The 26,765-nt window shown below is 65.0% G+C and carries 29 protein-coding genes; 7 read left to right on the top strand and 22 right to left on the bottom strand.

Annotation, left to right across the window (positions count from 1 at the left end):
* Positions 1 to 3: 3 nt before the first annotated feature.
* From ASD45_RS08185 to ASD45_RS08140, 10 genes are all read right to left on the bottom strand, one after another.
* Entirely contained in the window at positions 4 to 1,227 is a 1,224-nt protein-coding gene (locus ASD45_RS08185) for an MFS transporter (protein WP_056911036.1), read from the bottom strand.
* Between the two features lie 100 nt (positions 1,228 to 1,327).
* On the bottom strand, positions 1,328 to 2,551 hold the full coding sequence (locus ASD45_RS08180; protein WP_056911035.1) for an alpha-hydroxy acid oxidase: 1,224 nt from the start codon (positions 2,549 to 2,551) through the stop codon (positions 1,328 to 1,330).
* Between the two features lie 80 nt (positions 2,552 to 2,631).
* The gene (thiL, locus tag ASD45_RS08175; protein ID WP_056911034.1) at positions 2,632 to 3,618 is read right to left on the bottom strand and encodes a thiamine-phosphate kinase; all 987 of its coding nucleotides are present in this window, start codon (positions 3,616 to 3,618) and stop codon (positions 2,632 to 2,634) included.
* A 25-nt stretch (positions 3,619 to 3,643) separates the two neighbouring features.
* On the bottom strand, positions 3,644 to 4,135 hold the full coding sequence (gene nusB, locus ASD45_RS08170; RefSeq protein WP_056911033.1) for a transcription antitermination factor NusB: 492 nt from the start codon (positions 4,133 to 4,135) through the stop codon (positions 3,644 to 3,646).
* On the bottom strand, positions 4,135 to 4,641 hold the full coding sequence (gene ribH, locus ASD45_RS08165) for a 6,7-dimethyl-8-ribityllumazine synthase (protein ID WP_082540718.1): 507 nt from the start codon (positions 4,639 to 4,641) through the stop codon (positions 4,135 to 4,137). Before ribH ends, nusB begins: the two co-directional genes overlap by 1 nt.
* A 60-nt stretch (positions 4,642 to 4,701) precedes the next feature.
* Positions 4,702 to 5,307, bottom strand: a complete 606-nt coding sequence (locus tag ASD45_RS08160) for a riboflavin synthase (protein ID WP_056911032.1) — start codon at positions 5,305 to 5,307, stop codon at positions 4,702 to 4,704.
* Between the two features lie 127 nt (positions 5,308 to 5,434).
* Positions 5,435 to 6,565: a bifunctional diaminohydroxyphosphoribosylaminopyrimidine deaminase/5-amino-6-(5-phosphoribosylamino)uracil reductase RibD gene (gene ribD / locus ASD45_RS08155; protein WP_056911031.1), complete on the bottom strand. Its 1,131-nt coding sequence runs from the start codon at positions 6,563 to 6,565 to the stop codon at positions 5,435 to 5,437.
* Positions 6,562 to 7,038, bottom strand: a complete 477-nt coding sequence (nrdR, locus tag ASD45_RS08150; RefSeq protein WP_056911030.1) for a transcriptional regulator NrdR — start codon at positions 7,036 to 7,038, stop codon at positions 6,562 to 6,564. Before nrdR ends, ribD begins: the two co-directional genes overlap by 4 nt.
* A 123-nt stretch (positions 7,039 to 7,161) precedes the next feature.
* Positions 7,162 to 8,445 (bottom strand): serine hydroxymethyltransferase, encoded by a 1,284-nt coding sequence (gene glyA, locus ASD45_RS08145; RefSeq protein ID WP_056911029.1) that lies wholly within the window; start codon positions 8,443 to 8,445, stop codon positions 7,162 to 7,164.
* A 143-nt stretch (positions 8,446 to 8,588) separates the two neighbouring features.
* On the bottom strand, positions 8,589 to 8,801 hold the full coding sequence (locus ASD45_RS08140) for a hypothetical protein (RefSeq protein WP_056911028.1): 213 nt from the start codon (positions 8,799 to 8,801) through the stop codon (positions 8,589 to 8,591).
* Positions 8,802 to 8,858: 57 nt separating this feature from the next.
* On the opposite strand from ASD45_RS08140, the gene ASD45_RS08135 reads away from it, so the two are divergent.
* Complete coding sequence (locus ASD45_RS08135) at positions 8,859 to 9,161, top strand: hypothetical protein (RefSeq protein ID WP_056911027.1); 303 nt, start codon at positions 8,859 to 8,861, stop codon at positions 9,159 to 9,161.
* Positions 9,162 to 9,519: 358 nt separating this feature from the next.
* Here ASD45_RS08135 and ASD45_RS08130 read toward each other — a convergent pair whose 3' ends face one another.
* The 10 genes from ASD45_RS08130 to ASD45_RS08080 form a co-directional block, all read right to left on the bottom strand.
* Positions 9,520 to 9,813 carry a DUF1330 domain-containing protein gene (locus ASD45_RS08130; protein WP_056911026.1) on the bottom strand — a complete coding sequence of 98 codons (294 nt, stop codon included), beginning with the start codon at positions 9,811 to 9,813 and terminating at the stop codon, positions 9,520 to 9,522.
* Between the two features lie 425 nt (positions 9,814 to 10,238).
* Positions 10,239 to 10,403: a hypothetical protein gene (locus ASD45_RS08120; protein ID WP_156380757.1), complete on the bottom strand. Its 165-nt coding sequence runs from the start codon at positions 10,401 to 10,403 to the stop codon at positions 10,239 to 10,241.
* Between the two features lie 69 nt (positions 10,404 to 10,472).
* Positions 10,473 to 10,868, bottom strand: coding sequence for a glyoxalase (locus ASD45_RS08115; RefSeq protein WP_056911023.1), 396 nt, complete (start codon positions 10,866 to 10,868; stop codon positions 10,473 to 10,475).
* 130 nt (positions 10,869 to 10,998) lie between these two features.
* Complete coding sequence (locus ASD45_RS08110; RefSeq protein WP_056911022.1) at positions 10,999 to 11,511, bottom strand: MarR family winged helix-turn-helix transcriptional regulator; 513 nt, start codon at positions 11,509 to 11,511, stop codon at positions 10,999 to 11,001.
* A gap of 254 nt (positions 11,512 to 11,765) precedes the next feature.
* Entirely contained in the window at positions 11,766 to 12,650 is an 885-nt protein-coding gene (mmsB, locus tag ASD45_RS08105) for a 3-hydroxyisobutyrate dehydrogenase (RefSeq protein ID WP_056911021.1), read from the bottom strand.
* Between the two features lie 33 nt (positions 12,651 to 12,683).
* Entirely contained in the window at positions 12,684 to 13,088 is a 405-nt protein-coding gene (locus tag ASD45_RS08100; protein ID WP_056911020.1) for a DUF6163 family protein, read from the bottom strand.
* Between the two features lie 56 nt (positions 13,089 to 13,144).
* A complete protein-coding gene (locus ASD45_RS08095; RefSeq protein ID WP_244485251.1) occupies positions 13,145 to 14,203 on the bottom strand; it encodes an enoyl-CoA hydratase/isomerase family protein in 1,059 nt (352 codons plus the stop codon).
* Entirely contained in the window at positions 14,200 to 14,640 is a 441-nt protein-coding gene (locus tag ASD45_RS08090; RefSeq protein ID WP_056911018.1) for a DUF1772 domain-containing protein, read from the bottom strand. The genes ASD45_RS08095 and ASD45_RS08090 overlap by 4 nt, the downstream gene beginning before the upstream one ends.
* Before the next feature lie 3 nt (positions 14,641 to 14,643).
* Positions 14,644 to 15,783, bottom strand: coding sequence for an acyl-CoA dehydrogenase family protein (locus ASD45_RS08085; protein WP_056911017.1), 1,140 nt, complete (start codon positions 15,781 to 15,783; stop codon positions 14,644 to 14,646).
* A gap of 68 nt (positions 15,784 to 15,851) precedes the next feature.
* A complete protein-coding gene (locus ASD45_RS08080; protein ID WP_056911016.1) occupies positions 15,852 to 16,172 on the bottom strand; it encodes an SMR family transporter in 321 nt (106 codons plus the stop codon).
* Positions 16,173 to 16,376: 204 nt separating this feature from the next.
* Here ASD45_RS08080 and hemB point away from each other — a divergent pair, with 204 nt between their 5' ends.
* The 4 genes from hemB to ASD45_RS08065 all read left to right on the top strand — a co-directional run bounded on the left by hemB (position 16,377) and on the right by ASD45_RS08065 (position 22,492).
* Entirely contained in the window at positions 16,377 to 17,450 is a 1,074-nt protein-coding gene (gene hemB / locus ASD45_RS08075) for a porphobilinogen synthase (RefSeq protein ID WP_056911015.1), read from the top strand.
* Positions 17,451 to 17,544: 94 nt separating this feature from the next.
* Positions 17,545 to 19,854, top strand: coding sequence for a xanthine dehydrogenase family protein molybdopterin-binding subunit (locus tag ASD45_RS08070; protein ID WP_056911014.1), 2,310 nt, complete (start codon positions 17,545 to 17,547; stop codon positions 19,852 to 19,854).
* 106 nt (positions 19,855 to 19,960) lie between these two features.
* A complete protein-coding gene (locus ASD45_RS24165; protein ID WP_280136401.1) occupies positions 19,961 to 20,092 on the top strand; it encodes a hypothetical protein in 132 nt (43 codons plus the stop codon).
* A 141-nt stretch (positions 20,093 to 20,233) separates the two neighbouring features.
* Positions 20,234 to 22,492, top strand: coding sequence for a SulP family inorganic anion transporter (locus ASD45_RS08065; RefSeq protein WP_056911013.1), 2,259 nt, complete (start codon positions 20,234 to 20,236; stop codon positions 22,490 to 22,492).
* A gap of 15 nt (positions 22,493 to 22,507) precedes the next feature.
* On the opposite strand, the gene ASD45_RS08060 is transcribed toward ASD45_RS08065, so the two are convergent.
* Positions 22,508 to 23,725: a threonine ammonia-lyase gene (locus ASD45_RS08060; protein ID WP_082540716.1), complete on the bottom strand. Its 1,218-nt coding sequence runs from the start codon at positions 23,723 to 23,725 to the stop codon at positions 22,508 to 22,510.
* A gap of 155 nt (positions 23,726 to 23,880) precedes the next feature.
* Between ASD45_RS08060 and ASD45_RS08055 the strand changes: the two genes are divergently transcribed.
* Complete coding sequence (locus ASD45_RS08055; protein WP_056911011.1) at positions 23,881 to 24,396, top strand: RDD family protein; 516 nt, start codon at positions 23,881 to 23,883, stop codon at positions 24,394 to 24,396.
* 107 nt (positions 24,397 to 24,503) lie between these two features.
* Positions 24,504 to 25,253 carry an arginyltransferase gene (locus tag ASD45_RS08050; RefSeq protein WP_056911010.1) on the top strand — a complete coding sequence of 250 codons (750 nt, stop codon included), beginning with the start codon at positions 24,504 to 24,506 and terminating at the stop codon, positions 25,251 to 25,253.
* Here the strand turns inward: ASD45_RS08050 and ASD45_RS08045 are convergent, their stop codons facing one another.
* Entirely contained in the window at positions 25,254 to 26,618 is a 1,365-nt protein-coding gene (locus ASD45_RS08045) for an Nramp family divalent metal transporter (protein ID WP_056911009.1), read from the bottom strand.
* Between the last annotated feature and the right edge of the window lie 147 nt (positions 26,619 to 26,765).

The following is a 26,765-nucleotide window of genomic DNA, read 5'->3' as shown; positions in this document are numbered from 1 at the left end:
GTTTTAAACCGCCGCCGCCGCTTCGGTGCGCTGGCGCAGCACCAGCCAGATCAAAAGCACCGCGGGAGCAGCGAGGATGGGCATCGCCAGTTCGTTGATCGCGGCCCACCCGAACAGCGCCAGGAACTGGCCTGACGAGAACGACGTCAGCGCCATGCAGCCGAAGATCATGAAGTCGTTGAACGACTGAACTTTGGTGCGCTCTTCCGGGCGATGACACTGCGTCACCATGGTGGTGGCGCCGATGAAAGTGAAGTTCCAGCCAATGCCGAGCAGCACCAGCGTCGTCCAGAAATGTGCGACCGTGAGCCCGGCAACGCCGATCGCGGCGGACAGCAGCGTGATCACCAGGCCGAGGCCGGTGATGCGCTCGACGCCGAAGCGCGAGATCAGCGTGCCGGTGACGAAGCTCGGCGCGTACATCGCCAGCACGTGCCACTGGATGCCGAGCGCGGCGTCGGTGACGGAATGGCCGCAGCCGATCATCGCCAGCGGCGCCGATGTCATGACCAGGTTCATGACGCCGTAGCTGACAACCCCGCAGGCCACGGCAACGATGAAGCGCGGCATGCGCACGATTTCGCCGAGCGCCCGACTCGTGGTGCTGTGCGCCTGAGCGACGCGCGGAATGCGGACGAAGGACAGAACGACGGCGGCGATCACGGCGCAGGCCGATTGACCGAGATAGCTCGCCGCGAACACGTAAGGCGGCAGCAGGTCCTTGGTGAAGATGACGAGCTGCGGCCCGATCACCGCGGCGAAGACGCCGCCGGCCAGCACCCATGACACCACCTTGGCCCGCATGCGCTCGCTCGCCGTATCGGCGGCGGCGAAGCGATAGGACACGTGGGCCGCGGCATAGAGACCGCCGAAGAACGTGCCGAGCACCAGGATGGCGAACGAGCCCTGGATCACCGCGTAGCAGGACACCAGACCGGACAGGACGCCGAACAGCGAGCCGACCTGGAGCGCATTGCGGCGGCCGTAGCGGCGCGCCAGCCAGCCGAGCGGCAGCGAGCCGATCCACATCCCCAGCACCATGCCCGTGATCGGCAAGGTGGCGAGGCCCTTGTCCGGCGCCAAGGTGGCGCCAACGATCGACGCGGTCGAAACGATGACGGTATTGTTCCCGCCGGCCAGCGCCTGCGCGACGGCCAGCACCCGAGCGTTACGGCGCGCCAGATTGTCATCGGTGAGATGCGGCAGAGCTTCGGCGACGGCCGACATTCGCAAGTTTCCCGGGCAAAAACTTTCCCCTCATAGCGGCCTAAAGAGAAGGCGGCTACTCCGAAAGTCGCAGGGCTGGGTTGTTTCCCCTCTGAAACGCTCAGAAGTCGATGCGGGTGCGGTGCACCACGGTGGCGAGACGCGCTTCGGCCGGTGACTGGGCGCCGATCTGACCGAGCGAGGCGCGCAGGTCGTTCATGTAGAGGTCGATCAACTGCGCCGGTCCGTCCTCGCCGAGCGCGCCGATGGCCCACAGGAACGACTTGCCGGCGAAGGCCGCTTGCGCGCCGAGCGCCAGCGCCCGCATGACGTCCTGACCGGAGCGCACGCCGCTGTCGAACAGGATGGTGGCCTTGTTGCCGACCACCTTGGTGATCGCCGGCAGCACGTCGATGGTCGGCGCCAGCGCCTCGATCTGACGGCCGCCGTGGTTCGACACCCAGATGCCGTCGATGCCGAGCGCCAGCGCCTTCTCGGCGTCCTGTGGATGCAGAATGCCCTTGAGCGTCATCGGTCCTTTCCAGGCGTCGCGGTAGCGCGCGATCTCGTCCCACAGAAACGCGCCACCCATCTCGCTGCGGGCGAAACGAATGATGTCGTTGGTGCGGGTCTTGCCCGAATACTGCTGGAGGCTGGCGAAGCGCGGATAACCGTTGCGCAACAGCGCGGCGAGCCAGCGCGGCCGCATCAGCATCTCGGCGATCATGCGCGCGTTCGGATTGAACTCGCCGCCGAGGCCGGCATAGGTTTCGCGCGAACGGATCGTGCGCACCGGCGTATCGACGGTGAGCGTCAGCACCTTGACGCCGGCGGCCGTGGCGCGCTTGACGAGATCGAAGCCAATCCGGTGATCGTCGCGGGCGAAGCGATAGATCTGAAGCCAGAACACATCGGGCGCGACTGCCGCGACCTCTTCGATGACGGCGCCGCCGACGACACTCAGCGTATAAGGGATCCGCGCGGCCTGCGCCGCCTTGGCCATGATGAGATCGGCGCCGGGCCAGACCAGCGACGGCCCGCCCATCGGCGCGATGCCGATCGGCGCCGCATAACACGTGCCGAACAATTCCACCTCCACCGGCGGCAGCACATTGGTGACGCCGTAGCGCGGCACGATCTTGACCCCGTCGAGGGAGGCCCAGTTGTGCGCGATGCCGATATCGTCGCCGGCGCCGGTGTCGCCATAAGCGAAGGAAAAGCCCGGGACGTGTCGCGGCGCGCGGCGGCGGAAATACTGCGCGGTCGGAAACTCGCGCAGATACTTCAGGAAATTCGGTGTCTGTCCCACCGGCATGTAGGACTGCCGGATCTTGCTGTCGTCCATCGCGTTTCCTCGCCCGTGTTCTTATGGGCGGTACTATAGGGGCGAGGACGCCGCGATGCGAGCGGCGCCGAAATCCGCCGTCAGAAATGGCTGAACGAGGCGCGCTTGAAGTTCAACGTCGTGCCGTCGGCGCGGCAAAACCGGGCGCCCTCGCCTTGCGCAATCGTGCCGATGTCGGTGACCGCGGTCTTGGCCGCCATCGCCGCGACGCGGAAGCGGTCGACGTTAGCCGGCGGCACGGTGCAGAGGATTTCGTAATCGTCGCCGCCTGACAGTGCCGGCTCGAGCTGCGCCGCATCCTGCGCAATCACGACCTTGGCCGCATCGGACAGCGGCACGCGCGCGACCTCGATGTCGGCGGAGACTTTGGAAACGCGGCACAGCTTGGCGAGATCGCCGGCGAGCCCGTCTGACACGTCCATCGACGCAGAAGCATAATCGAGCACGGCCTGCGCCAGCGCGTTGCGCGGCCGCGGCAGCAGATAGCGCGACAGCAAGTGTTCGCGCTGCTTGTCGTCGAGCGACCACGACGCGCCATTGCGCAAGCCAAGACCGAGCACCGCATCACCGATGCTGCCGCTGACGAAGACGTGGTCGCCGGGCTTGGCCGTCGAGCGGCGCACCATGCGGCCATCCGGCACGCTGCCGAAAGTCGCGACCGACACCATGATCGGCCCCGGCGAGCGCACGGTGTCGCCGCCGAACAGCGGGCATTTGTAGGTGGCGGCGTCTTCGCGCAGACCGGAGGCAAAGCCGGTGAGCCAGGTCTCGTCGACCCCTTTTGGCAATGCCAAGGAGACGAGGAACCCGAGTGGTCTGGCGCCCTTGGCAGCGAGATCGGACAGGTTCACGCGCAGCGCCTTCTGCGCCACGGCGGCGGCCGGATCCTCGGTGAAGAAATGGATGCCGCCGACGATGGCGTCGGTCTTCAGCACCATCTCGCAACCGGCCGGCGGCTTGATGAAGGCGGCGTCGTCGGAGAGGCCCAGCGCGCCGGGATCGGTGGCGATGGGGCCGAAGAACCGCGCGATCAGTTTGTCTTCGCCGGAGGGAGAGTCTGAGGACATAGGGCGCACCCTACCCCATGACGCGTCAGGCCGCGAACTCGTCGCCGCGCAGCTTGCGGGCCAGTTGGTCGAGCACGGCGTTGACCATGCCGGTTTCGTCGCGCTCAACGAAGGCGGCGGCGACGTCTGCATATTCGGCGATGACGACACGGGCCGGCACGTCGCGGCGGTGCGCCAGTTCATAGGCGCCGGCGCGCAGCGCGGCGCGCAGCACCGCCTCGACGCGCTTGAGCGGCCACGAGCCCTGCAGCGCCTCGTCGATCTGCGGATCGAGCACGCGCTGCTCGCGCACCACGCCGGTGACGATGTCGCGGAAGAACGCGGCTTCCGCCGGCAGGTATTGCGCGCCTTCGACCTCTCGGCCGAGCCAGTGGCTTTCGAATTCGGCGAGGATCTCGTTGAGGCCCGAGCCTGCCAAATCCATCTGGTACAGTGCCTGAACGGCGGCGAGCCGCGCCGCGCCGCGCTTGTTCGCCTTGCGCGCGTCCTTATCGCCGCTGGTCGGAGCCTTGCCCATTATTTGCCCGATAGCGACCGCTTCAATTCGATCATGACGAGCGCGGCCTTGGCGGCGGCCTCGCCCTTGTGGCCGTGAAGACCGCCGAGACGCGCCCGCGCCTGGCCTTCGTTATCCACGGTGAGAATGCCGTTGCCGAGCGCGACGCCGCGCATCGAGAGATCCGTCAGGCCGCGCGCCGATTCATTCGACACCAGATCGAAATGATAGGTCTCGCCCTGAATGACACAACCGAGCGCGACGACGCCGTCGAACTTGCCCTTGTTCTTCGGCGCATCGAGCGTCATGGCGATGGCGCCGGGAACCTCGAGCGCGCCGGGCACGGTGACGACCTCGTAGGTGGCCCCGGCTTCGGTGAGCACCGCAGCCGCGCCGCGCAGCAGCTCGTCGGCGATCGCGTCGTAGTAACGCGCCTCGACGATCAGGACATGCGGCGCCGATTTCGCCTCCGATTTCTTCGCCGGGGCTTTAGGCGCGCGCGTCGCCGCGCTGGTCTTCTTGGCCATAGTGCTTCAATTCCTTGTTGGGCCGGGGTCGTAGCAAGGGCCCGCCCGCTAAACAAGGCTTTAGCGGGTTTCCATCAAACGCGCGGCATAACGCGCCATGGTGTCGACTTCGAGATTGATGTCATCGCCCGCTTTGAGGCCGCCGAATGTGGTCACGTGCAGCGTATGCGGGATGATCAGAACGGTAAAATCGTCGCCTTTGACCTCGTTCACGGTCAGTGACACGCCGTCCAGCGCCACCGAACCCTTCGGCGCGACGAACCGGGCAAGCGCGTGCGGCGCGCGCAGCGTGAAACGCGCCATTTCGGTCATGTCCTCGCGGGCCACGACTTTGGCCAGACCATCGACATGGCCGGCGACCAGGTGGCCGCCGAGTTCGTCGCCGATCTTCAGCGGCCGCTCGAGATTGACCTTGCCGCCACGCTGCCAGCGTCCGACCGTGGTGATGGCGAGCGTCTCGGCCGCTGCATCGGCTGCGAACCAGGCGCGGCCATTGTCTTCACCGGCGGCGACGACGGTGAGGCAAACGCCGTTGCAGGCGATCGACGCGCCGTCGATCAATTCGGCGCGCGGATAGCGCGTGTAGATCGACAGCGCCGACAGGTTGTTGGCGCGGGCTTCGACCGAGCGGATTTCGCCGAGATCGGTGACAATGCCGGTGAACATCAGATTTTCCTCAAGCAGCGTACCTTACTCCGTTCATTCCCGCGCAAGCGGGACTCCAGAAGCCAGAAAGACTGGGTCCCCGCTTCGCGGGGACGAGCGGAGAATGAATAAGCCTCGCAGTTCAACCTCACGACGCGCGCACATAATGCTCGATCGTATCCGGGCCAAGCAGTGCGGTGTCGATGAGCTTGAGCTGGCCGGTGAGCTTGTCGAGCGGCATGCCTTCGAGTGGATCGATGCCCTTGTCGCCGACATCGCGGGAGCCGCGGAACAGCACGAACTCGTCGACCATGTCGGCGGCGGCGAACGAGGACGCGACAGTCGGGCCGCCCTCGACCATCAGCCGCGTGATGCCCTGCTCGGCCAGAATTTTCATGATCTCATCGAGATCGAGACGTCCCTGCGTGTCGTCGACCCGGAACACCTTGCAGCCCTTCTGCGTCAGGAAGTCCTCGGCAACGTCGGACGCCTTCTTCGAGCAGAAGATCCAGGTCGGCACGTCGCCAACGGTCGAGACCACCGACAGCGACAGCGGAATGCGCAGATTGGCGTCGAGAACGACGCGCACCGGCGAGCGCTCGTAGAGCCCCGGCAGGCGCGTGGTGAGTTGCGGATTGTCAGAGAGGATGGTGCCGAGGCCGACCAGGATGGCGTCGCTCTGGTAGCGGATCATGAATACGCGATCGCGCGCCTCGACTTCGGTGATCGGCGCCGGCTTGCGGCCGGCGAGGCCAGCCTTGCCGTCCGCGGAGACCGCGAGCTTGAGCGTAACGTGCGGCCGGCTGGTGGCGATGCGGCTGATGTGGCCGGCATGCGCCTGACGCGCCTCGCCGGCGCAGAGGCCAACATCGACATCTATGCCGGCTTCGCGCAGCCGGGCATGGCCCTGCCCTGCGACTTCCGGGTTGGGATCCTCGAGCGCCGAGACGACGCGGGCGACGCCGGCCTTGATGACGGCGTCGGCACAAGGCGGCGTCATGCCTTCGTGCGAGCACGGCTCGAGCGTCACGTAGAGCGTCGCGCCCTTGGCGGCGCGCTTGGCGCGGCGCAGCGCCTCGACTTCGGCATGCGGCCGGCCGCCGGGCTGCGTCCATCCCCGCCCGACGATGACGCCGTCCTTGACCAGCACGGCACCGACCGCCGGATTTGGCCAGGTATTGCCGAGGCCGCGGCGGCCGAGCGCCAGCGCGAGCTTCATGTAGCGTTCGTCATCGGCGGCTGCGGATGACGGCGCGACGGCGGTTTCTGTTTCGCTCATTTACGGACTGGAACCTCGTCGTCCTCGGCGCGCAATTCATCCAGCGCGGCGCGGAAATCCTTGGCCTCGCGGAAATTGCGATAGACCGAGGCAAAGCGCACATAGGCGACGTCGTCGATCTCGCGCAAGTGCTGCATCACCGCTTCGCCGATCGTCTCCGACGTCACTTCGTTCTCGCCCATGCTTTCCAGCTCGCGGACGATCTTGGAGACCATCTGCTCGATGCGCTCCGGCTCGACCGCCCGCTTTCGCAAGGCGACCTGAACCGATCGCATCAGCTTGTCGCGGTCGAACGGCACGCGGCGGCCGTTGCGCTTGATCACGGTAAGCTCGCGCAACTGCACGCGCTCGAAGGTGGTGAAGCGGAAATTGCAGGCGAGACAGACCCGGCGGCGGCGGATCACGGCCGAGTCTTCGGTCGGCCTTGAATCCTTCACCTGCGTGTCGAGGCTACCGCAGCTTGGGCAACGCATGCGTTTTTCCCTTTGTCATTCCGAGGCAGTGCGAAGCACCACACCCGGAATCCAGATCTTATTCATCATGCGCGTCCGGATTCCGGGTCCGGCCCTGCTGGCCGTCCCGGAATGACGCCGTCATCACTGATAAATCGGAAACCGATCCAGCAGCGCCTTCACTTTGCCGCGCACCTTGGTCTCGATCAGCGAGTCCTCGGCAACGCCCTTCTGCGACAGCACATCGAGCACCTCGACGATCATCTCGCCGACCTGCTTGAACTCCGCCGTGCCGAAACCGCGGGTGGTGCCCGCCGGCGTGCCGAGACGCACGCCCGAGGTGACCATCGGCTTTTCGGGATCGAACGGAATGCCGTTCTTGTTGCAGGTGATGTGGGCGCGGCCGAGCGCGACCTCGGCCACCTTGCCGGTCAGGCGCTTGGGGCGCAGATCGACCAGCATCAGATGGTTGTCGGTGCCACCCGAGACGATGTCGAGACCATGGGCCTTCAGCGTCTCGGCGAGCGCGCGGGCGTTATCGACGATGTTCTTGGCGTAGGTCTTGAATTCGGGCTGCAGCGCCTCGCCGAACGCGACCGCCTTGGCGGCGATGACGTGCATCAGCGGGCCGCCCTGCAGACCGGGGAATACCGCCGAATTCATTTTCTTGGCGATGGCTTCGTCGTTGGAGAGGATCATGCCGCCGCGCGGGCCGCGCAGCGACTTGTGCGTCGTCGTGGTGACGACATGCGCATGCGGGATCGGCGACGGATGCACGCCGCCGGCAACCAGGCCGGCAAAGTGCGCCATGTCGACCATCAGGTAGGCGCCGACTTCATCGGCGATTTCGCGGAAACGCTTGAAGTCCCAGACGCGGCTGTAGGCGGTGGCACCCGCGAGGATCAGCTTCGGCTTGTGCTCGCGCGCGATCTTGGCAACCTCGCCCATGTCGATGAGGTTGTCGTCGCGACGCACGCCATACGGCACCGGCTTGAACCACTTGCCCGACATATTGACCGGCGAGCCGTGGGTGAGATGGCCGCCGGCATTGAGGTCGAGACCCATGAAGGTATCGCCCGGCTGCAGCAGCGCCAGGAACACGGCCTGATTCATCTGCGAGCCGGAGTTGGGCTGCACGTTGGCGAAATTGCATCCGAACAGCTTCTTAGCGCGGTCGATGGCGAGCTGCTCGGCGATGTCGACGAACTGACAACCGCCGTAATAGCGACGGCCCGGATAACCTTCGGCGTATTTGTTGGTCAGCACCGAACCCTGGGCCTCGAGCACAGCGCGCGACACGATGTTCTCCGAGGCGATCAACTCGATCTCGTCACGCTGACGACCGAGCTCCTTGCCGATCACGTCGAAAATTTCCGGATCGACATCCTTGAGCGGGGCGGAAAAGAACTGCTGCGTCGTCGCCGACATACCTATGGTCTCCGGGCGCCTCTCGGCGCCTTTTTATTGGGGATTTCCGGGGGAACCGGTTCGCAGTTGCGAATAGCATATCGGCCCCGGCTGGCCAAGCGGTGGCGCGGGACGCCGTGGACAGGCGCAAGATGTAGGGAGTTTCAGGGTTTTTCCAACGTGCGGCGTTCGCGGGCGATGCGTGCCTTCAGCTTGCCCAGCGCCAGCCTCTTCAGGTCGGCCACCGACGCCCTTGCCGGTCCGATCACCGCCACCTCGATCAAGGTCGCGGCATCGACCGCCGCCACCTTGGCGCTGCCGCCGATCACCGTGATCTCGAAATAGACTTCGGATTTGACTTGGGATTTGTCCGCCATCGGTCCGATATCTTAGCTGACTCGCCTCGCCCGCCGTTGTGACGTAATGGGGACGCCATGACCAATGCCCAGCTTCTGCAAATGGCGCGGGACAACCTGACCCGCTTCACCGCGGCGCCGGCGCCGGCCGAGGCGCTGCGCAAGGCGATCGAGGCGCACGACATCGTGTTCGCGCTGTATCCGGATTCGTCGTCAGCGCGCGGCTTCGACACCTATCTGATCAAGGGCAAGCCGCTGGTGCCGGGCGCCTCTCAGGAGGACCTCGCCCGCCTGCCGACCACCGCGGTGCCCTGCGCCGATCTCGAGGAAGCCATCGCGCTGGAGCGCGCCTTCGGCGACGGCGGCCGGGGGCAACATTAGTGGTCAGAGCGCCAGTTATTGTTCGCGCGTAGTCGCTCTCGCGAGCCGCTCAAGATGTCCGGAGGTGAAACGCCAAGCCCCCGCAAAAACCGGTCCGGATATATGAAGATGATAAACCCCCTTCCGTTCCCCCCGCTCCCGTGCAGGTTCGTGTTCGAATTTTACGCGGTGACCAGAGAGCAAGTTCTCGTCGACCAAACTCAGGTCTTCGGGCTTTAGTTGCCCGGCGCCGAGAACTGCTCCAAGCGCATGGAAAGCCTTTCGCACATGTTGCGGCCACCACTGCGGATTGTCGCTTTCCGGAGGCAAAGGCGACGTATTCACGCTTCCCCCTAAAAGGCCATGGTGGATTCGGTGCCTATACCGCTTCAATGATGCGAATGTCACGCTCCTTGGCGACGTCGCCGAGCAGCTTGAGCGCCTCCTGATAGGCCGGGCTGTTATAGGCGGCGAGCGCCGCTTCGACGCTGTCGTATTCGACCACCACGGTGCGCCCCATGTACCCGCCGTCGAGCGTGGCCGACGGCATTCCGCGGGCCAGCACACGGCCGCCGGCTGCCTTCAACGCCGGGCCTGCCAGTTCGCCATAGGCGGCGAGCGCCTGCGGATTCGAGATCGTGCGATAGGTTGCGACCCAGTAGGCCTTTGCCATGTGCGCTCCATTGGAAGGGAGCCGCATCATACACAAGCCATAGCCGCCCGCAGAGCGCCGCCTTATTCCCCGGCGGAGTGGCTGTTGGCGCCGCGCCCGAAGAGGCCGTACTCGCTTGATTTGCGACCGTCCCCGTCGGTCACGCTCCCGGAAAGGCCGATTTGCAGAAGTTCCCGAACGGCGGCGGCGCGGCTCGGAATTTTATGCCTGTAGCGGAATTCGTCGACCGCCCTCAGCTCCTCCGCCGAGAGCATGACCTGGAGCCTTTCGCCCCTCTCTGACCCGTTCATCGGTCGCCTCATTGAGCTACTTACTCAATGCACTCAATTATATAAAGTTCCATAAAGTTGCAAAACTGTGTCAAGTGAGACATTTTCATATGATATTTCAGATACTTATCCCTTGCGGATCACAGCCAGCCGGGGTTAAAATTTCTTATGGCAGAATACCGTGCTTTCAAACTCGACGAGTCCGGCAACATCGTTGGCCAGTCCTGGTGCTTTGAATGCCGCGGCGACGATGAGGCGTTGGAAAAAGCCCGCATCGAGCTGGATGGCTATGCCGTTGAGCTTTGGGCTGGTGACCGCCACGTCGGCTTTGCGGTGCCCCAAGCGAGCATGACAGCGCCTCGAGAAACCGGTCCCGCAGTGGCGGCTAAATTATAGCCCGGCTTCCGGAACGGACGTTTGTGACATCAAGTCCGACGGCCACCCGACGCGCACGAGCAAACTGTCCGGCCCGTTGATGCCGACTTCGTACATTCCCCATTCGCGGTGCCGGAGAACGCCGCCCGGACGGATGACGAGATCATCGACGCGCGCCGCAATCGCCGCCACTTCCGGCGTGCGAATGAAAACACCGAAGGGATTGTTATCAGGCACGCGCCATTCGCCGGAGCCGGCCTGCGTCAGATGCACTTCGCAGCCCCAGCCCGACATCAGCAGATACTCGCTCTCGCCGCCGACGCGCTTGAAGCCGAGCCGTTGCCAGAATGCAGTCGAGGCCGAAAGGTCGTTGCAGGGAATGATGGCAAAGGCGCCGACCGAAGGGACCATGGCTTCACCGTTTCGTTGCGCGTTATTGCGGCATTCATAACGCGCACCGCGCCAACGACAAAACCCCGGCCGGGGAGGATGCCGGCCGGGGCAAGTCGTCTCGCCAGAAAGCGAAGACCCTCGAAAGATCTTAGAGGCGGTACAGAATCTGATCGGTCCAGAAGCGCTCGAGCCGATGCAGCGACTTGTTCAGGTTGGCGAACTCGTCGGCATTGATGCCACCGACCTGCTCAACCGTGCGCACGTGCTTCTGGTAGAGCGCATCGACGATATCGCGCACTTCCTGGCCCTTGGCGGTCAGCTTGATGCGGACCGAACGGCGATCGACGCGCGAACGCTGGTGATCGAGGAATTCCATCTCCACAAGCTTCTTCAGATTGTAGGAGACGTTGGAGCCGAGATAGTAACCGCGCGTACGCAGTTCGCCGGCGGTGAGCTCCTTGTCGCCGATATTGTACAACAGCAGCGCCTGCACCGAATTGATGTCGGAGCGTCCGCGGCGGTCGAACTCGTCCTTGATCACGTCGAGCAACCGGCGATGCAGCCGCTCCACCAAGGTCAGCGCCTCGTGATACAGTGGTCGGATAGTGTCGAACCGCGCTTCGCGTTCGGCGGGTTCGACCGTCTTGACGACGGCTTTCATGTCTAACGCCCCTTCGCTTTCTACTTGGCCTTTTTGGCCGGGTGCGAGGCCCTGTTTTCCTCGTCCCTAATAGGCGTCAACTTATGCGGGGCCTTCTAAAAACGGCTTAAATAACAGCATAAAGATTAGGTTTATTTAAAACGGTGAACGATCTGTTGCCGTCTCCATTTGAAGCAGTCGGCGCAAGAACTCGTTCACCACATGCATCCGCAGCGGTGCAAAAGCGGCGCCGCGCGCCACGAAAATGCGCGTCTTCAGCCGCGAATGAAACGAATGATGCCGGAGAAGTCGCGGCCGCCCTCGCCGCTGTCGGCATAAGCTGAATAGAGTCTTTCCGCCTGCGCGCCGAGTTCCGCGTTCGCACCGGCGGCTTTGGCCGCATCCTGCGCCAAACGTAAATCCTTCAGCATCATCGCCGCGGTGAATCCCGGCTGATAATCGCGATTGGCCGGCGACGTCGGCACCGGTCCCGGAACGGGACAGTAAGTCGTCATCGCCCAGCACTGACCGGACGACTTGGACGAGATGTCGAACAGTTTCTGGTGATCGAGCCCGAGCTTCTCGGCCATGATGAAAGCCTCAGACACCGCGATCATCGAGATGCCGAGGATCATGTTGTTGCAGATCTTCGCCGCCTGGCCGGTCCCCGCCCCGCCGGCATGCACGATGGTCTTGCCCATCTTCTGTAAAATCGATTCAGCGCGGGTGAAAGCCTGGGCCGAACCGCCGACCATGAAGGTCAGCGTGCCGGCGGTGGCGCCGCCGACGCCGCCGGACACCGGCGCGTCGAGCATCAAGAGGCCTTTCTTCTCCGCCTCGGCCGCGACCGCGCGCGCCGTGTCGACGTCGATGGTGGAGCAGTCGATCAGCAGCGTGCCGGGCTGCGCCGCGGTGACCACGCCGTTATTGCCGAGATAGACCTCCCTCACCTGCTTGCCGGCCGGCAGCATGGTGACGACGACGTCGGCCCGCGCCGCCGCGACATGGGCGAACTCGACGTTGACGCCGCCTTCGGCCTTCAGCTTGTCGATCGCGGCCGGATTGACATCGACGCCTTCGACCTGGTGACCGGCCTTGATCAGGTTGACCGCCATCGGCAGGCCCATGTTGCCGAGTCCGATAAATGCAATCCGCGCCATCGTCGTTCTCCCGTTATGCCTTTGTCTTGTTGATCACACCGGCTGTTCGCGCGCCGCCTTCAGCGCCAGCATCAAATAAACGGCAAGCACGCCGGCCTCGAACAGAATGCTGAACATGCCGCGGCCGAACACCTGCGGAAAAAACAACTGCACCGCGATCATCGAGGCAACCGCGGTCAGCCAGATCACCGCGCCCCAGGCGGCGGCGAGCCACAGCCCGACGGCGGCGACGAGATCGATGACGGCGAAGAAAACCGTCGCGGTCTGCCAGGCGATGGCATGGGTGACATAGAGATCCTCGTCGCTGACGCCAACGCCGCAGATCCGCGACCAGTGATACAGGCCCTTGAGCAGCGACACGCCCGCCATGACGCGCAGGAAAATGACGAGCCGCCGCGTCCAGATGCCGACGGTCGGCTCGCCGTCGTGTTCGTGCACCGGCTCGAGATTGCGCAGATCGTCGGCCGCATAAGGATCGCTGCTGTCGTCGCCGGCTACGGCAGCGCCAGTTCCCCAGAATTTAGGGAAGCGAAATGGCGGTCGATCTCCGCGTGCGTCACGCCCTTCAGCGTCGGTGGATTCCATTGGGGTCTGTTGTCCTTGTCGACAATGACGGCGCGAACGCCTTCATAGAAATCGTGGCCTTCGACGATCCGCGACACGATGCGCATTTCCAGCCGCATGCAGGTCTCGAAGTCGTGCACCGCGCCGAAGCGCACCTGCGCCAGCGCCAGCTTCAGTGAGGTCGGCGATTTGCCGCGCATCAGAGTAGCCGTCTTCGCCGCCCACTCGGCATCCGGGCTTTTTGTGGCGGCTTCATGATCGAGCCGTTCGAGGATGACCTCGACGTCGGATCCGGCGAAGACGTGATCGATCAGGCGGCGGCGCGGGCAGATCGGCCCCTCCCCCGCCGGCTCGGCGAAGGCGGCGAGCACGGCGTCGACCGACACGGTGCCGGTCAGGCCGTCGATCAGCGCCGGAAACCGCGAGGACGCAATGCGATGCGTGGCGAGCCCGGCCTCGAGTGCATCGGCAGCGTTGAAGCGCTCGCCGGTCAGCGCGCAGTAGGTGCCGAGTTCGCCGGGCATGCGCGGCAGAAACCAGGTGGCGCCAACATCGGGAAAGAAGCCGATCGAGACTTCCGGCATGGCGAAGGAATAGCGGTCGCCGGCGACGCGATGCGAGCCGTGCACCGACAGGCCAACGCCGCCGCCCATGACGATGCCGTCGATCAACGCGACATAGGGCTTGCGGTAATTCTTGATGAGGGTGTTGAGAGGATATTCGTCGCGCCAGAACTGCAGCGCCTCGGTGGCGCGGCCGGCCTTGCCGAGATCGTAGAGGTGGCGGATGTCGCCGCCCGCCGAGAATGCCTTCTCGCCGGCGCCGGCGATGACGACGCGCGTCACGGCAGGATCGTCGGCCCATTCATCGAGCTGCGCGCGCAATGCCAGCACCATGCCATGCGACACGGCATTGAGCGCCTTCGGCCGGTTCAGCGTCACCAGCCCGGCGGCGCCGCGGCGTTCAAAAAGAATTTCGGAATCGCTCACGTCATCGCCCACAAAAAGGAAGCCGTTGCCAAAGCCCCGAGGGCGGTTCGTACCGCGTGCAATCTGCCCCATTGCTCGATCAGGCCGCGCGTCACCTCGTCGGCGGCTTCCGGCGATGTAGCCTGCAACAGTTTGTTGGTCGGCATAAGAATGAACAGGGTAAACGGCCAGTTGGCCAGAATTAGCGCGGTCCCTACCAGCCAGCGCCAATCATACGTCATGATGAATGCGAGGATACCGAATGCGCCTGAGATGATTGCCAGGCTCGCCTGCATGATGAAGCCCCGCGCATAGGACCGCTTCCATTGGAGGAGCAGAGCGCGGACGTCGAGTTGCAACCGCGCGTGCTGTTCGGCAAAGTTGATGTAGAAGGCTACGCCGGCAAACATCGCTGCGGTCACCAGCGCCAATTCACCGCTCCAGGCCGCGAAGGTCATGGATCAATTCCCCAGAATGTTGCGCGACACGATCACGCGCATGACCTCGTTGGTGCCCTCGAGGATCTGGTGCACGCGGACGTCACGCAGGACGCGCTCGATCGGATGATCGCGCAAATATCCGTAGCCGCCGTGCAGTTGCAGGCAGCCGTTGACCACCTCGAAGCCGGTATCGGTGGCGAGGCGCTTGGCTTTGGCCGCGAGTTGCGTTGCCGCCGGCTCCTTGTCGCCGACAGCGACGGCGGCGCGGTGTAGCAGCAGGCGCGCGGCATCGAGCTCGGTGGCGTAGTCCGCGATGCGGAATTGCAGCGCCTGGAAATCGGCGAGACGCGTGCCGAATTGCTTGCGCTCCTTCATGTAGGCGACAGTGCGATCGAGGCAGAACTGCGCACCGCCGATCGAGCAGGCTCCGATATTGAGGCGGCCGCCATCGAGTCCGGCCATGGCGATCTTGAAGCCCTCGCCTTCGCGGCCGATCAGGTTCGAAGCTGGCACCCGGCAGTTCTCGAACATCACCATGGCAGTCGGCTGCGACTTCCAGCCGAGCTTCTTCTCCTGCGCGCCGAACGACAGGCCGGGCGTGCCCTTCTCCACCGCGATGCAGGAGATACCACGCGATCCGGCCTCGCCGGTGCGCGCCATGACGAGATAGACGTCCGACATGCCACCGCCCGAGATGAAGGCCTTGGCGCCGTCGAGCACGTAGCTGTCGCCGTCGCGCCGCGCTTTGGTGGTGAGACCGGCGGCGTCGGAGCCGGCATCGGGCTCGGTGAGGCAGTAACTGGCGAAATGCTCCATCGAACACAGCTTCGGCAGGAAGCGCTTACGCGCCTCGTCACTGCCGTAGGTGTCGATCATCCACGCCACCATGTTGTGGATGGAAATATAGGCCGCGGTCGAGGTGCAGCCCTGCGCCAGCTCTTCGAAGATCAACGCCGCGTCGAGCCGGGTCAGCGCCGAGCCGCCGACATCGTCGCGCACGTAGATGCCGCCGAAGCCCAGCGCCGCGGCCTCGCGCAAGGTGTCGGCCGGAAATTCCGAGCCTTCGTCCCAGTCGCGCGCGAACGGCATCATGGCGTCGCGGGCGAATTGCCGCGCCGTGGCCTGGAACGCCTGCTGTTCTTCGGTAAGGGAAAAGTCCATCGGCCGCGCCTCCCTACCCGCTTTGCTAGCAGGCGGCACGCCGGCAACCAAGACCCCGCCCGGCCCGCTCAGGCGGGCGACGCGATCTGCATGAGGACAAGGCCGGACACGATCAGCCCGGCCGCGATCACACGCGTGACGTTCATGTCCTCGCCGAACATGACGATGCCGGCGACAAAGGCGCCAACCGCGCCGATCCCCGTCCAGACTACATAGGCGGTGCCGACCGGCAGGCTGCGCATCGCCAGCGACAGCAGCACCACGCTCGCTACCATGCCGACGAAGGCGATTGCCGACGGTACCGGCCGGGTGAAGCCGACCGACGCCTTCAGCGCCAGCGCCCAGACAATTTCCAGCAGACCGGCGGCAACCAAAACGATCCAGACCATGACGGCCCTCCTCAACGCGGCGCCGGGCCGTCCCGGACGGGAGTTCCGCGCTTTCGGCGCGTTCGAGGGCGTGGCCTCGGTGGTCAATGTAAAAACCGGCCGGGCGGGGTCAAGGCGGCTCCCAGCGTGCATGGGTGGCGGGCATGCATCGGGTAGCGGGGCCGTCGCGAAGCGGCTATTAGAAGGCCGTCTGGAGTTCTGCCCATGGCCATCAAATACGGACGCCCCTTGCAGCATAAGGTCGGGTTTCTTCCCGGCGAGCCGGAAACGGCGGCGGTCACGCGACAGCTCGACCTCAGCGTCCGCATGCGGCGCAACCGCCGCGCCGACTGGACCCGGCGGATGGTGCGGGAAAATGTCGTCACCACCGACGACCTGATCTGGCCGATTTTCGTCATGGACGGCGACAACGCGCGCCAGCCCGTGCCGTCGATGCCCGGCGTCGAGCGCCTGTCGGTCGATCAGGCCGTACGCGAAGCCGAACGCGCAGCCAAGCTGACCATCCCGTGCATCGCGCTGTTTCCCTATACCGACCCGTCGCTGCGCGACGAGACCGGTTCGGAAGCCCTGAACGAGAACAATCTCGTCTGCCGCGCCGTACGCGCCATCAAGAAAGCCGTGCCTGAGATCGGCATTCTCTGCGACGTCGCGCTCGACCCCTATACCAGCCACGGCCACGATGGCCTGATGCGCGACGACGGCGTCATCCTCAATGACGAGACGGTCGAGGTGCTGGTGAAACAGGCGCTGGTGCAGGCCGAGGCCGGCTGCGACATCATCGCCCCATCGGACATGATGGATGGCCGCATCGGCGCGATCCGCAAGGCGCTCGATCGCGACAATTTCCTCGACGTGTCGATCATGGCTTACGCCGCAAAATACGCCTCCGCCTTCTACGGCCCGTTCCGCGACGCCGTCGGCTCGTCGAAGACGCTGACCGGCGACAAGCGGACCTATCAGATGGATCCGGCCAATACCGACGAGGCGCTGCGCGAGGTTGCGCTCGACATCGAGGACGGCGCCGACATGATCATGGTCAAGCCGGGCCTGCCCTATCTCGACATCTGCGCGCGCGTGAAGGATGCCTTCGGCATGCCGACGTTCGCCTATCAGGTGTCGGGCGAGTACGCGATGATCATGGCCGCGGCCAATAACGGCTGGCTCGACGGCGAGCGGGCGATGATGGAAAGCCTGACGGCCTTCAAGCGCGCCGGCTGCGACGGCATCCTCACTTATTTCGCGCCGCGCGTGGCCGAGACGCTGCGCAGCGCAGTCTGATTTTTGTGGGTCCCCATATCAGTCATCATTAGAAGGGCCGCGTCCCGCTTCAGCGGGGACGACAGGCTACGCAATACAAAACGAGGAAATGCAAATGGGTGAGTTTGCCATCGGCCAGGGCGTGCCGCGCTTCGAAGACCCGCGCCTGATCCGCGGCGGCGGCCGCTACACCGACGACATCAAACTCGCCGGCATGGTCCATGGCGTCGCGGTGCGCTCGCCTTATGCGCACGCCACCATCAAATCGATCGACATCGACGCCGCCCGCGAGGCGCCCGGCGTGCTCGCGGTGATCACCGCGGCCGACGCAAAAAAGCACGGGTTCGGCGACCTGCCGGTACCGGGCGGCTTGAAGATGCGCGACGGTTCGCCGGCGCCACGGCCGCGCTATCCGTTCCTGGTCGAGGACCGGGTGCGCTGGCTCGGCGATATCGTCGCCTTCGTGGTGGCCGAGACGGTCGCCCAGGCCCTCGATGCCGCCGAGCTGGTCGTGGTCGATTACGAGCCCCTGCCCGCGGTCACCGCCACCGCCGACGCCATGAAGCCCGATGCGCCGAAGGTCTGGCCGAAGCTCGCCGACAATGTCGGCTTCGTCGAACCGATCGGCGACAAGGGGAAGACCGACGAAGCCTTCAAGAACGCGCACCACGTCACGCGCCAGACATTCGTCATCAACCGCGTCACCGCCGTCTCCATGGAGCCGCGCGGCGCGGTCGGCGACTACAACGCCACCGACAACCACTATACGATCTATACCGCGATCCAGCGACCGCATCCCTCGCGTGCCGATCTGGCGCCAATCCTCGGCGTGCCGGAGAGCAAGCTGCGGATCGTCACCGGCGATACCGGCGGCTCGTTCGGCATGAAATCGCCGATCAACCCGGAAACACCGCTGGTGCTGCTCGCCTCCAAGATCGTCGGCCGACCGGTGAAATGGATTTCGACCCGCACCGAAGCCTTCATGACCGACCCGCAGGCCCGCGACAACGTCACCGAAGCCGAACTGGCGCTCGACAAGAACGGCGTGTTCCTCGGTCTGCGCGTCAAGCTGACCGCCGCGATCGGCGCCTATCTGCAGCCGGGCATGCAGGCCTTCTTCCTCAACGCCGGCACGCTGGCCGGTTGCTACCGGACGCCCGCGATCTTCGTCGATGTGACCGCGGTTTATTCCAACACCAATCCGGTGCGCCCCTATCGCGGCAACGGCCGCCCGGAGGCCGCTTACGTTATCGAGCGCATGGTCGATATCGCCGCCGACGAGATGGGCATCGACCCGATCGAACTGCGGCGGCGCAACTACATCGCGCCCCAGCAGATGCCGTTCAAGACCGGACTGACGTTCACCTATGACACCGGCGAGTTCGAGACCAACATGGATCTCGCGCTCAAGCTCGCCGACGCCAAGGGCTTCAAGGCGCGCAAGGCGGAATCCCGCAAGCGCAACAAGCTGCGGGGTTTCGGCCTCTCGAACACCATCGAGCGCGCCGCCGCCGACCTCACCGAAGGCGCGGAAATCCGCTTCGACCGCTCCGGCAGCGTCACGCTGGTCACCGGTGCCGACAGCCAGGGCCAGGGCCACGAGACCGTGTTCAAACAACTGGTCTGCGACAAGCTCGGCATCGCGCCCGGAGAGGTGCAATACGTCCAGGGCGACACCGACCAGATCTTCTACGGCGTCGGTACCGGCGGTTCACGTTCGTCGGCGCTGGCCGGCTCGGCCTTCCTGCGCGCAACCGAAAAGGTCATCGCCAAAGCGCGCGCCATCGCCGCGCATACCCTGAACATCGATGAGACCGACCTGAAGTTCGAGGACGGCGTCTTCTCGTCGCCCCGGACCAACCAGACATTGAATGTCCAGGAGATCGCCCGCATTGCCGCCGATCCGACCAAGCTGCCGAAAGACATGGAAGCCGGCCTGACCCAGACCGCGGTATTCCAGGGCACCGCCGCCAACTATCCGAACGGCTGCCACATCTGCGAGGTCGAGATCGATCGCGACACCGGCAAGGTCGAGATCGTGCGTTACGCCGTCGTGGACGACGTCGGCACCGTGCTCAACCCCATGCTGCTGCATGGCCAGATCCACGGCGGCATCGCCCAGGGCGCCGGCCAGATCCTGATGGAAAACATTGCGTTCGACAGCGAGGGGCAGATCGTGACCGGGTCGTTCATGGACTACGCCATGCCGCACGCCCACGACTTCCCGCCGATCAAGATCCAGGCCCACCCCGTGCCGACGCCGACCAATCCGCTCGGCGTCAAAGGCGCCGGCGAAGCAGGCACCGTCGGCGCGATGCCGGCGGTCGCCAATGCGCTCGTCGATGCCTTGTCGGAGTTCGGTGTCAAACACATCGACATGCCGGCAACCTCCGAGCGGCTCTGGCGGCTGATGCAGAGTGAGTGAATACCAGCGCGGCGCATTTACGCCGTCGGACGTCCAATTAACGCGTTATTTCCTACCATTCCACAGCGACTTGCGCGTATATGCGCAGAAGCGCTGGAGTGGAGCCATGGAGCAGAGCTGGGTTGAGCCGGCCTTTTGGGTGTTTTGCATCCTCGCGTTTCTCGGCACCGCATGGTGGGCCAAGAAAGTCCGCGACCACGATGCCGCGCGGGCCAACCGCAACGACCGGCATTTGTAAGGCGCGAAACGTTGCCCGCGGCCGCAGCAAAGGCTGTGTGTCACCGGTACGGCCGTGTGGATAGGCCGCGAAAGCGCTCCTGACTTCCTGTAAAGTCCCGGCTGGCAATTAGCGCTCCTCCCCGCCGCCGGCCCCATTTCCATGGAAAACGCGACCCTTCGTCCGGATGGCGGCCTCAGGAAGCGCCTGCTCGCGTCCGGGACCCTTTCCACCTGGCGCAGCGATCTGACCGGCGGGTTGGTCTCGGCCGCCCTCGCCCTGCCGCTCGCGGTCGGCTACGGCATGTTCGCGTTCGGGGCCCTCGGCGACAGCTATTTCGCCCACGGCGCACTGGCCGGTCTGTACGCCGCGATCGTCGTCGGCTTTGCCTGCGTTATCCTTGGCGACCGCACCACCACCGTCTATGCCCCGCGCGTGACGACGACGTTCTTTCTTGGCGCGCTGCTGTACCAGTTGCTGCATTCGAACGCCGCCGTGTTGCGCGATGGCGCGCACCTGCACCTCGTCTTGCTGTCGTTCTTCGCCACCATCCTGCTCGGCGGCGCCTTTCAGGCGCTGTTCGGCCTGGTGCGGCTCGGCACGCTGATCCGGTTCACGCCGCACCCGGTGATGGCCGGCGTGCAGAACGCCGCGGCGGCGCTGCTGTTCCTGGTGCAGCTCGGCAATGTCTGCGGCTTCGACCACAACATTCCATTCACCGCCGTCGCGCAGCATCTCGCGGAGATCAAGCCGCTCAGTCTCGTCGTCGCGCTGACGACGTTCATCGCCATGTGGAAAGCGCGCGCCATCACCACCAGGGTGCCGCCCCTGCTGGTCGGTCTCGGCATCGGCTGCGCGCTCTATTTCGGTCTCATGGCGATCGGCCTCAAGGCGGATCTCGGACCGATGATCGGCGTTGCCGCGGCGGTCGAGAGCCCGATCCCTCACAGACTGCTGGATGAGGTCGTCAGCCTGCGCGATTTCACTGAATTACTGCCGATCATTGTCACCGGCGCCTTCGCGTTGTCGGTGGTCGCCGCCATCGATGCCCTGCTCTGCGCCAAGCTCGTCACCGCGCCCGGCGCGCCGAAAGTCGACGGCAACCGTCTGCTGATACGACTTGGCCTCGGCAATGTCCTGTCGGCTTGCTTTGGCGGCATTACCAGCGGCATCAACATCGGACCGTCCATCGCCAACCGGACATTCGGTGGCAAGACACCGCTCTCTGTAGTGATCAACGCCGCGGTCCTGCTGCTGGCCGCCGGCGTGCTGTTCCCGATCGTCGGCTACATGCCGCGCAGCGTGCTGTCGGCCACCATCATGGTCATCGCAATCCAGCACATCGATCCCTGGTCGCTCGACCTCGCGCAGCGAATCCGGACCAATGGATCGCGTCATCGCGGCCTGATGCTGCTCGACTTCGCGGTCGTCGCGCTGGTGGCGATCCTGTCGGTGACGATCAATATCGTCGTTGCGGTCTTCATCGGCATCTTCATCGCCGTGGCGCTGTTCGTCGTACGCATGAGCCACTCCAACATTCGCCGCATGTACCGATGCGATACGGTGCATTCGCGCAAGGTCCGCGCGCCGGACCAGGTGGCGCTACTGGAACAGCGCGGCACCTCCATCCTCGTGCTGGAATTGCAGGGCGTGCTGTTCTTTGGCAGCGCCGAGACGCTCGGCGACGAGATCGAGCGGATCGCCGACTCCGCCACGCACAACATCATCCTCGACCTGCGCCGCGTCACTGAAATCGATACGACCGGCGCCCGCATCCTGGCGGACGTGCAGCGTGCGCTGAACCGCAAAGGCCAGAAACTCGGCATTGCCGTCGGCTCCGGCAGCGACAACGCCATTCGCCTGACCGAGGCCGGCGTCACCGGCGGCGGCGCGGCTCCGTTCTTTGCCGATATCGATCGCGCCCTGCAATGGGCTGAAGACGACGTGCTCGGCGCCCAGCTCAAGGATGATGCCGACGACGAGATCGCGCTGGCGCAGGTCGATTTGCTGGCCGCCCTCAATCATGACGAGATCAAGATTGTCGAAGCCCACAGCCGGCGCGAAACCTACGCGCGCGGCGTGACGATCTTTCGCGAGGGTGACCCCGGCCGCGAGATGTTCATCGTCACCCGCGGCCGGGTCAGCGCGTATCTGGCGCAGGCCGACAGCGGCGACATCCGCCTCGTCACCTTCGCGCCGGGCACCGTGTTCGGCGAGCTCGCCATCCTCGATGCCGGTCCGCGCTCGGCCTCCGTCGTTGCCGATGACGACGTGGTTTGTTTTGTGCTGAGCGAGGCACAATTCATCGCATTGGCGCAAACGGCGCCGAATGTCGCCATCAAGCTGCTGGCCGGCCTCGGCCGCGAGCTGAGCGGCCGGCTGCGCCGCGCCAATCGCACCATCCGCCAGTTGGAAGGCTGAGCTTTCGGCCGACGCCTAGAGCGGCCCGGTGCCGAGGCGCACCGGCTTGTAACCGTCGGCCGCCATCGCAGCGATCACCTCGCGGGCATGGGCGGCGTCGCGCGTCTCGATCATGACATCGAGGCTGGCGCCTTTGGCCGGCACATCCAGCAACTGGCGGCGGTGCTCGACTTCGAGAATGTTGGCGCCCATGGCGCCGAGCCGCGTCGCGATCAGCCCAAGCACGCCGGGCTGATCGGGGATGGTGAGGCGGAACGAGACGATGCGCGTCTCGCGCTCGAGTTCGCGCACCATGATGGACGCCAGAATGCGCGGATCGATATTGCCGCCGCACAGGATCAGGCCGATGCGCTTGCCCTTGAAGCGGACAGGCTCGGCGAGCAGCGCGGCCAGCCCGGCGGCGCCGGCGCCCTCCGCCATAGTCTTCTGCAGCGTCAGGTAGGCGTTGACCGCGCGCTCGAGGTGGGCCTCGTCGACCAGAAGCACGTCGGAGACGAGGTCGCGGATGATCGGCAGCGTCAGCTTGCCGACGTTCTTGACGGCGATGCCTTCGGCGAGCGTCGGCCCGCCGATCGCGCGGTTGCCGTGCTCCAGGGCGTTCCACACCGACGGATAAAGGAGCGCCTCGACCCCGACGATCTCGATCTTCGGATTGAGCGCCTTCGCCGCGATGGCGTTGCCGGAGATCAGCCCGCCGCCGCCGATCGGGATCACCATCATGTCGAGGTCGGGTACGTCCTCGAACATTTCCAGGGCGATGGTGCCCTGACCGGCGATGACCTTCTCGTCATCATACGGGTGCACCAAGGTCATGCCGCGCTCGGCCTGGATCGCCTCGCAGCGCGCCTGTGCGTCGGCGACGGTCTCGCCATGGAGCACCACCTCGGCGCCGTGCGAGCGCGTGGCTGCGACCTTCACATGCGGAGTCGTTACAGGCATGACGATGGTCGCCGGAATGCCGAGCCGGGCGGCGTGATAGGCGACCGACTGGGCATGATTGCCGGCCGACATGGCGACGACGCCGCGCTCGCATTCGGCCTCGGTCAGCGACGACAGCTTGTTGAGCGCCCCGCGATCCTTGAACGAGTTGGTCACCTGGAGGTTTTCGTATTTGACGAACACCTCGGCCCCGGTGAGCGCCGACAGCCGAGGCGCCGGCAGCATCGGCGTGCGCAGCACCGCCCCGGCAATGACTTTTCGCGCGGCGTCGATATCGGCGATGGTGACGGTCACGGTTGCTGGCTCGGCTTTCGGGATTCGGCGGGCGGTGCCGCACCATGCCGCAGGTCACCCCACCCTGCCAACCGGTCGCCGGCCCCTTGCAGAGGTTTCGGCGGCCCGCCATTTGCGGTTAAGCTGACGCAGACCAGAAATTCGGGGCCCGTTTCATGTCGATCTCAATGGATGTCCGGCCACATGCCTATGACCCGGATCTCAATCCGGAACTGTTCGAGGGCGTGCTGTCGCGGCGGGTCGTCGCTTTTGTCATCGATTTCGTGCTGATCGCGATCCCGGTCGTTCTGGCCGCCATGGTGATTTTCGTGTTCGGCATTGTGACACTGGGCTTCGGCTGGGCACTGTACTGGCCGCTGCCGCCGGCCTCGGTGATCTGGGCGATCGTCTATTTCGGCCTCGGAGTCGCCGGCGAACGCTCGGCGACCGTCGGCATGCGGGTCATGGACCTGGAAATGCGCACCTGGTACGGCGCGCCGGCCTATTTCGTCCTCGGTGCCGTGCACGTCGTCCTGTACTGGGTCACCGTGTCGGCGCTGACGCCATTCATCCTGCTGGTCGCATTCTTCAACAGGCGTAAGCGGCTGCTGCACGACATCCTGCTCGGCACCGTGATCGTCAATAACGCCAGCCGGGCGGCAGCGCTGCGCACCTATGCGCCCGCCGCTTAGGCTCGGCCAGCCTTTGACGGAACCAAAGGACCGCGCAATGCTAGACTGTCTCGAGTCCCGAAACAGATGACATCAACCCGGCAGGTTCACCACACGGCCTTGACACCTTGACCCAGCACTCCCGCGACACGCCGCAATTCTACCTGACCGCGCCGTCGCCCTGCCCATACCTCAAGGGACAGGAAGAGCGGAAGGTGTTCACGCATCTGGTCGGCGAGCGCGCCGGCGAGCTCAACGACCTGCTCACCCATGGCGGCTTTCGACGCAGCCAGTCGATCGCCTATCGCCCGGCCTGCGAGACCTGCCGCGCCTGTGTTTCGGTGCGCGTCGTCGTCAACGACTTCAAGCCGTCGCGCAACATGCGGCGCAACCTCGAGCTCAACGACGACGTCATCGGCGACATGCGCAACCCGGCGCCGACCTCCGAGCAATATTCCGTGTTCCGCGCTTATCTCGACGCCCGGCATCGCGACGGCGGCATGGCCGACATGACGGTGCTCGACTACGCCATGATGATCGAGGACAGCCACGTCGATACCCGCGTGATCAACTATCGCAAGCGCGACGCCGATTCCGGTTTCACCCACCGCGGCGCCGGGCAGTTGCTGGCGGTGGCACTGACCGATGTTTTGTCGGACGGGCTGTCGATGGTCTATTCGTTCTTCGATCCGGAGGCCGCCGAACGCTCGCTCGGCACCTTCATGATCCTCGATCACATCGCCCGCGCCAAGGCGATGGGCTTGCCCTACGTCTATCTCGGCTACTGGGTGCAGGGCTCGAAGAAGATGGACTACAAGGGCCGCTTCCTGCCGCAGGAACGCCTGATGCCGGCAGGCTGGACAAGGGTCGATAAGTAATCAACCGCCCGCGAACGTTTCGAACAGCAGCTTCACGTTCAGCGCGACGATGACACTGGCAACCAGCCAGGCGAGCGCCGCGACCGGGCGCGAGATGGCGAACGTCCCCATCTTGCGCTTGTCGGAGACGAACTGCACCAGCGGGATCACGGCGAATGGCAACTGCATCGACAGGATGACCTGACTGAGGATCAGTAGCCGCGCGGTCCCACTCTCGCCGTATAGCGCCGCGACCACGACCACCGGCACGATGGCGATGGCACGTGTGATCAGCCGCCGCACCCAGTGCGGCAGACGGATGTGCAGGAAGCCTTCCATCACGATCTGGCCGGCAAGCGTCGCCGTCACCGTCGAGTTGAGGCCCGATGCCAGGAGCGCCACCGCGAACAAGGTCGAAGCGATGCCGACGCCGAGCAGCGGCGACAAGAGTGCATGGGCTTCCTCGATCTCGGCGACGTCCTTGCCGTTGGCATGAAAGACCGCCGCCGCGACGATGAGAATGGCGGCATTGACGAACAGCGCCAGCATCAGCGCGATCGTGGAGTCCGTGGTGGCGTAGCGGATGGCACTGCGCTTGCCTTCCTCGTTGCGCTCATAGGCGCGCGTTTGCACGATCGAGGAATGCAGATAGAGGTTATGCGGCATCACCGTCGCGCCAATGATGCCGATGGCGATGTAGAGCATCTCCGGATTGGTGACGATTGCCGATGACGGCACGAAGCCGCCCAGCACCGCGGCGACCGGTGGCGCCGCCAACACGATCTGCGCGCCGAAGCACAAAGCGATGATGAACAGCAGCGCGATGATGAAGGCTTCGAGGTAGCGGAAGCCGCGGCTCATCAGCATCAGGACAAGGAAGGCATCGAGCGCGGTCAAGATCGCGCCGCCGACCAGCGGGATGCCGAACAGGAGCTTCAGCGCGATCGCAGTGCCGATCACCTCGGCAAGGTCGCAGGCGATGATGGCGAGCTCGCAGGCCACCCAGAGCAGCCAGCCGACCGGGCGCGGATAAGCGGCGCGGCAGGCTTGCGCCAAGTCCCGTCCGGTGGCGATGCCGAGCCGCGCCGACAGCCCCTGCAACAGGATCGCCATCAGGTTCGAGATCATGATGACTGAGAGCAGCGTGTAACCGAACTTCGAACCACCGGCGAGATCGGTCGCCCAGTTGCCGGGGTCCATGTAACCGACCGAGACCATGTAGCCCGGCCCGGAGAAGGCCAGCAGCCGGCGCATCCAGTGCCCGCCTACGGGCACCGCAACCGAGCTATGGACTTCGGCGAGGCTCAGACGCTCGTCGTCGCCGCGGCCGGCACGGAAACCATCCGGCGGCGTGGCCGGAGCGGCATCGCGACTGATGACGTTCATCGAAGACCAATACTCCTACCGTCGCACGCCGGAATTCGGCTTCGGTCCGTCGTGATAGCCTAGTTGCGAATAATTTGCAATTGCAAGATCTGTGGAACTTTGGCGACCCCGCCCCGTTAGTGGGTCCCAGAGACTAGAGCGGCACGG

This window comes from Pseudolabrys sp. Root1462 (genome assembly GCF_001426945.1).
In the GTDB taxonomy this organism is placed as follows: domain Bacteria; phylum Pseudomonadota; class Alphaproteobacteria; order Rhizobiales; family Xanthobacteraceae; genus Pseudolabrys.
The sequence above is the reverse complement of the archived record's forward strand: the minus strand, read 5'-3'. Positions and strand labels throughout refer to the sequence as shown.

Coding starts and splice junctions, on each gene's coding strand:
- ASD45_RS08130 (WP_056911026.1), bottom strand. CDS start 9,813: ATGGCAAAGGCCTACTGGGTCGCAACCTATCGCACGATCTCGAATCCG.
- hemB (WP_056911015.1), top strand. CDS start 16,377: ATGGCCATCAAATACGGACGCCCCTTGCAGCATAAGGTCGGGTTTCTT.
- ASD45_RS08180 (WP_056911035.1), bottom strand. CDS start 2,551: ATGGACGACAGCAAGATCCGGCAGTCCTACATGCCGGTGGGACAGACA.
- ribH (WP_082540718.1), bottom strand. CDS start 4,641: ATGGCCAAGAAGACCAGCGCGGCGACGCGCGCGCCTAAAGCCCCGGCG.
- nrdR (WP_056911030.1), bottom strand. CDS start 7,038: ATGCGTTGCCCAAGCTGCGGTAGCCTCGACACGCAGGTGAAGGATTCA.
- ASD45_RS08140 (WP_056911028.1), bottom strand. CDS start 8,801: ATGGCGGACAAATCCCAAGTCAAATCCGAAGTCTATTTCGAGATCACG.
- ASD45_RS08080 (WP_056911016.1), bottom strand. CDS start 16,172: ATGGTCTGGATCGTTTTGGTTGCCGCCGGTCTGCTGGAAATTGTCTGG.
- ASD45_RS08055 (WP_056911011.1), top strand. CDS start 23,881: ATGTCGATCTCAATGGATGTCCGGCCACATGCCTATGACCCGGATCTC.
- ASD45_RS08185 (WP_056911036.1), bottom strand. CDS start 1,227: ATGTCGGCCGTCGCCGAAGCTCTGCCGCATCTCACCGATGACAATCTG.
- ASD45_RS24165 (WP_280136401.1), top strand. CDS start 19,961: ATGGAGCAGAGCTGGGTTGAGCCGGCCTTTTGGGTGTTTTGCATCCTC.
- ASD45_RS08160 (WP_056911032.1), bottom strand. CDS start 5,307: ATGTTCACCGGCATTGTCACCGATCTCGGCGAAATCCGCTCGGTCGAA.
- ASD45_RS08070 (WP_056911014.1), top strand. CDS start 17,545: ATGGGTGAGTTTGCCATCGGCCAGGGCGTGCCGCGCTTCGAAGACCCG.
- ASD45_RS08085 (WP_056911017.1), bottom strand. CDS start 15,783: ATGGACTTTTCCCTTACCGAAGAACAGCAGGCGTTCCAGGCCACGGCG.
- mmsB (WP_056911021.1), bottom strand. CDS start 12,650: ATGGCGCGGATTGCATTTATCGGACTCGGCAACATGGGCCTGCCGATG.
- ASD45_RS08090 (WP_056911018.1), bottom strand. CDS start 14,640: ATGACCTTCGCGGCCTGGAGCGGTGAATTGGCGCTGGTGACCGCAGCG.
- ribD (WP_056911031.1), bottom strand. CDS start 6,565: ATGAGCGAAACAGAAACCGCCGTCGCGCCGTCATCCGCAGCCGCCGAT.
- ASD45_RS08045 (WP_056911009.1), bottom strand. CDS start 26,618: ATGAACGTCATCAGTCGCGATGCCGCTCCGGCCACGCCGCCGGATGGT.
- ASD45_RS08135 (WP_056911027.1), top strand. CDS start 8,859: ATGACCAATGCCCAGCTTCTGCAAATGGCGCGGGACAACCTGACCCGC.
- ASD45_RS08065 (WP_056911013.1), top strand. CDS start 20,234: ATGGAAAACGCGACCCTTCGTCCGGATGGCGGCCTCAGGAAGCGCCTG.
- ASD45_RS08115 (WP_056911023.1), bottom strand. CDS start 10,868: ATGGTCCCTTCGGTCGGCGCCTTTGCCATCATTCCCTGCAACGACCTT.
- thiL (WP_056911034.1), bottom strand. CDS start 3,618: ATGTCCTCAGACTCTCCCTCCGGCGAAGACAAACTGATCGCGCGGTTC.
- ASD45_RS08110 (WP_056911022.1), bottom strand. CDS start 11,511: ATGAAAGCCGTCGTCAAGACGGTCGAACCCGCCGAACGCGAAGCGCGG.
- glyA (WP_056911029.1), bottom strand. CDS start 8,445: ATGTCGGCGACGACGCAGCAGTTCTTTTCCGCCCCGCTCAAGGATGTC.
- nusB (WP_056911033.1), bottom strand. CDS start 4,135: ATGGGCAAGGCTCCGACCAGCGGCGATAAGGACGCGCGCAAGGCGAAC.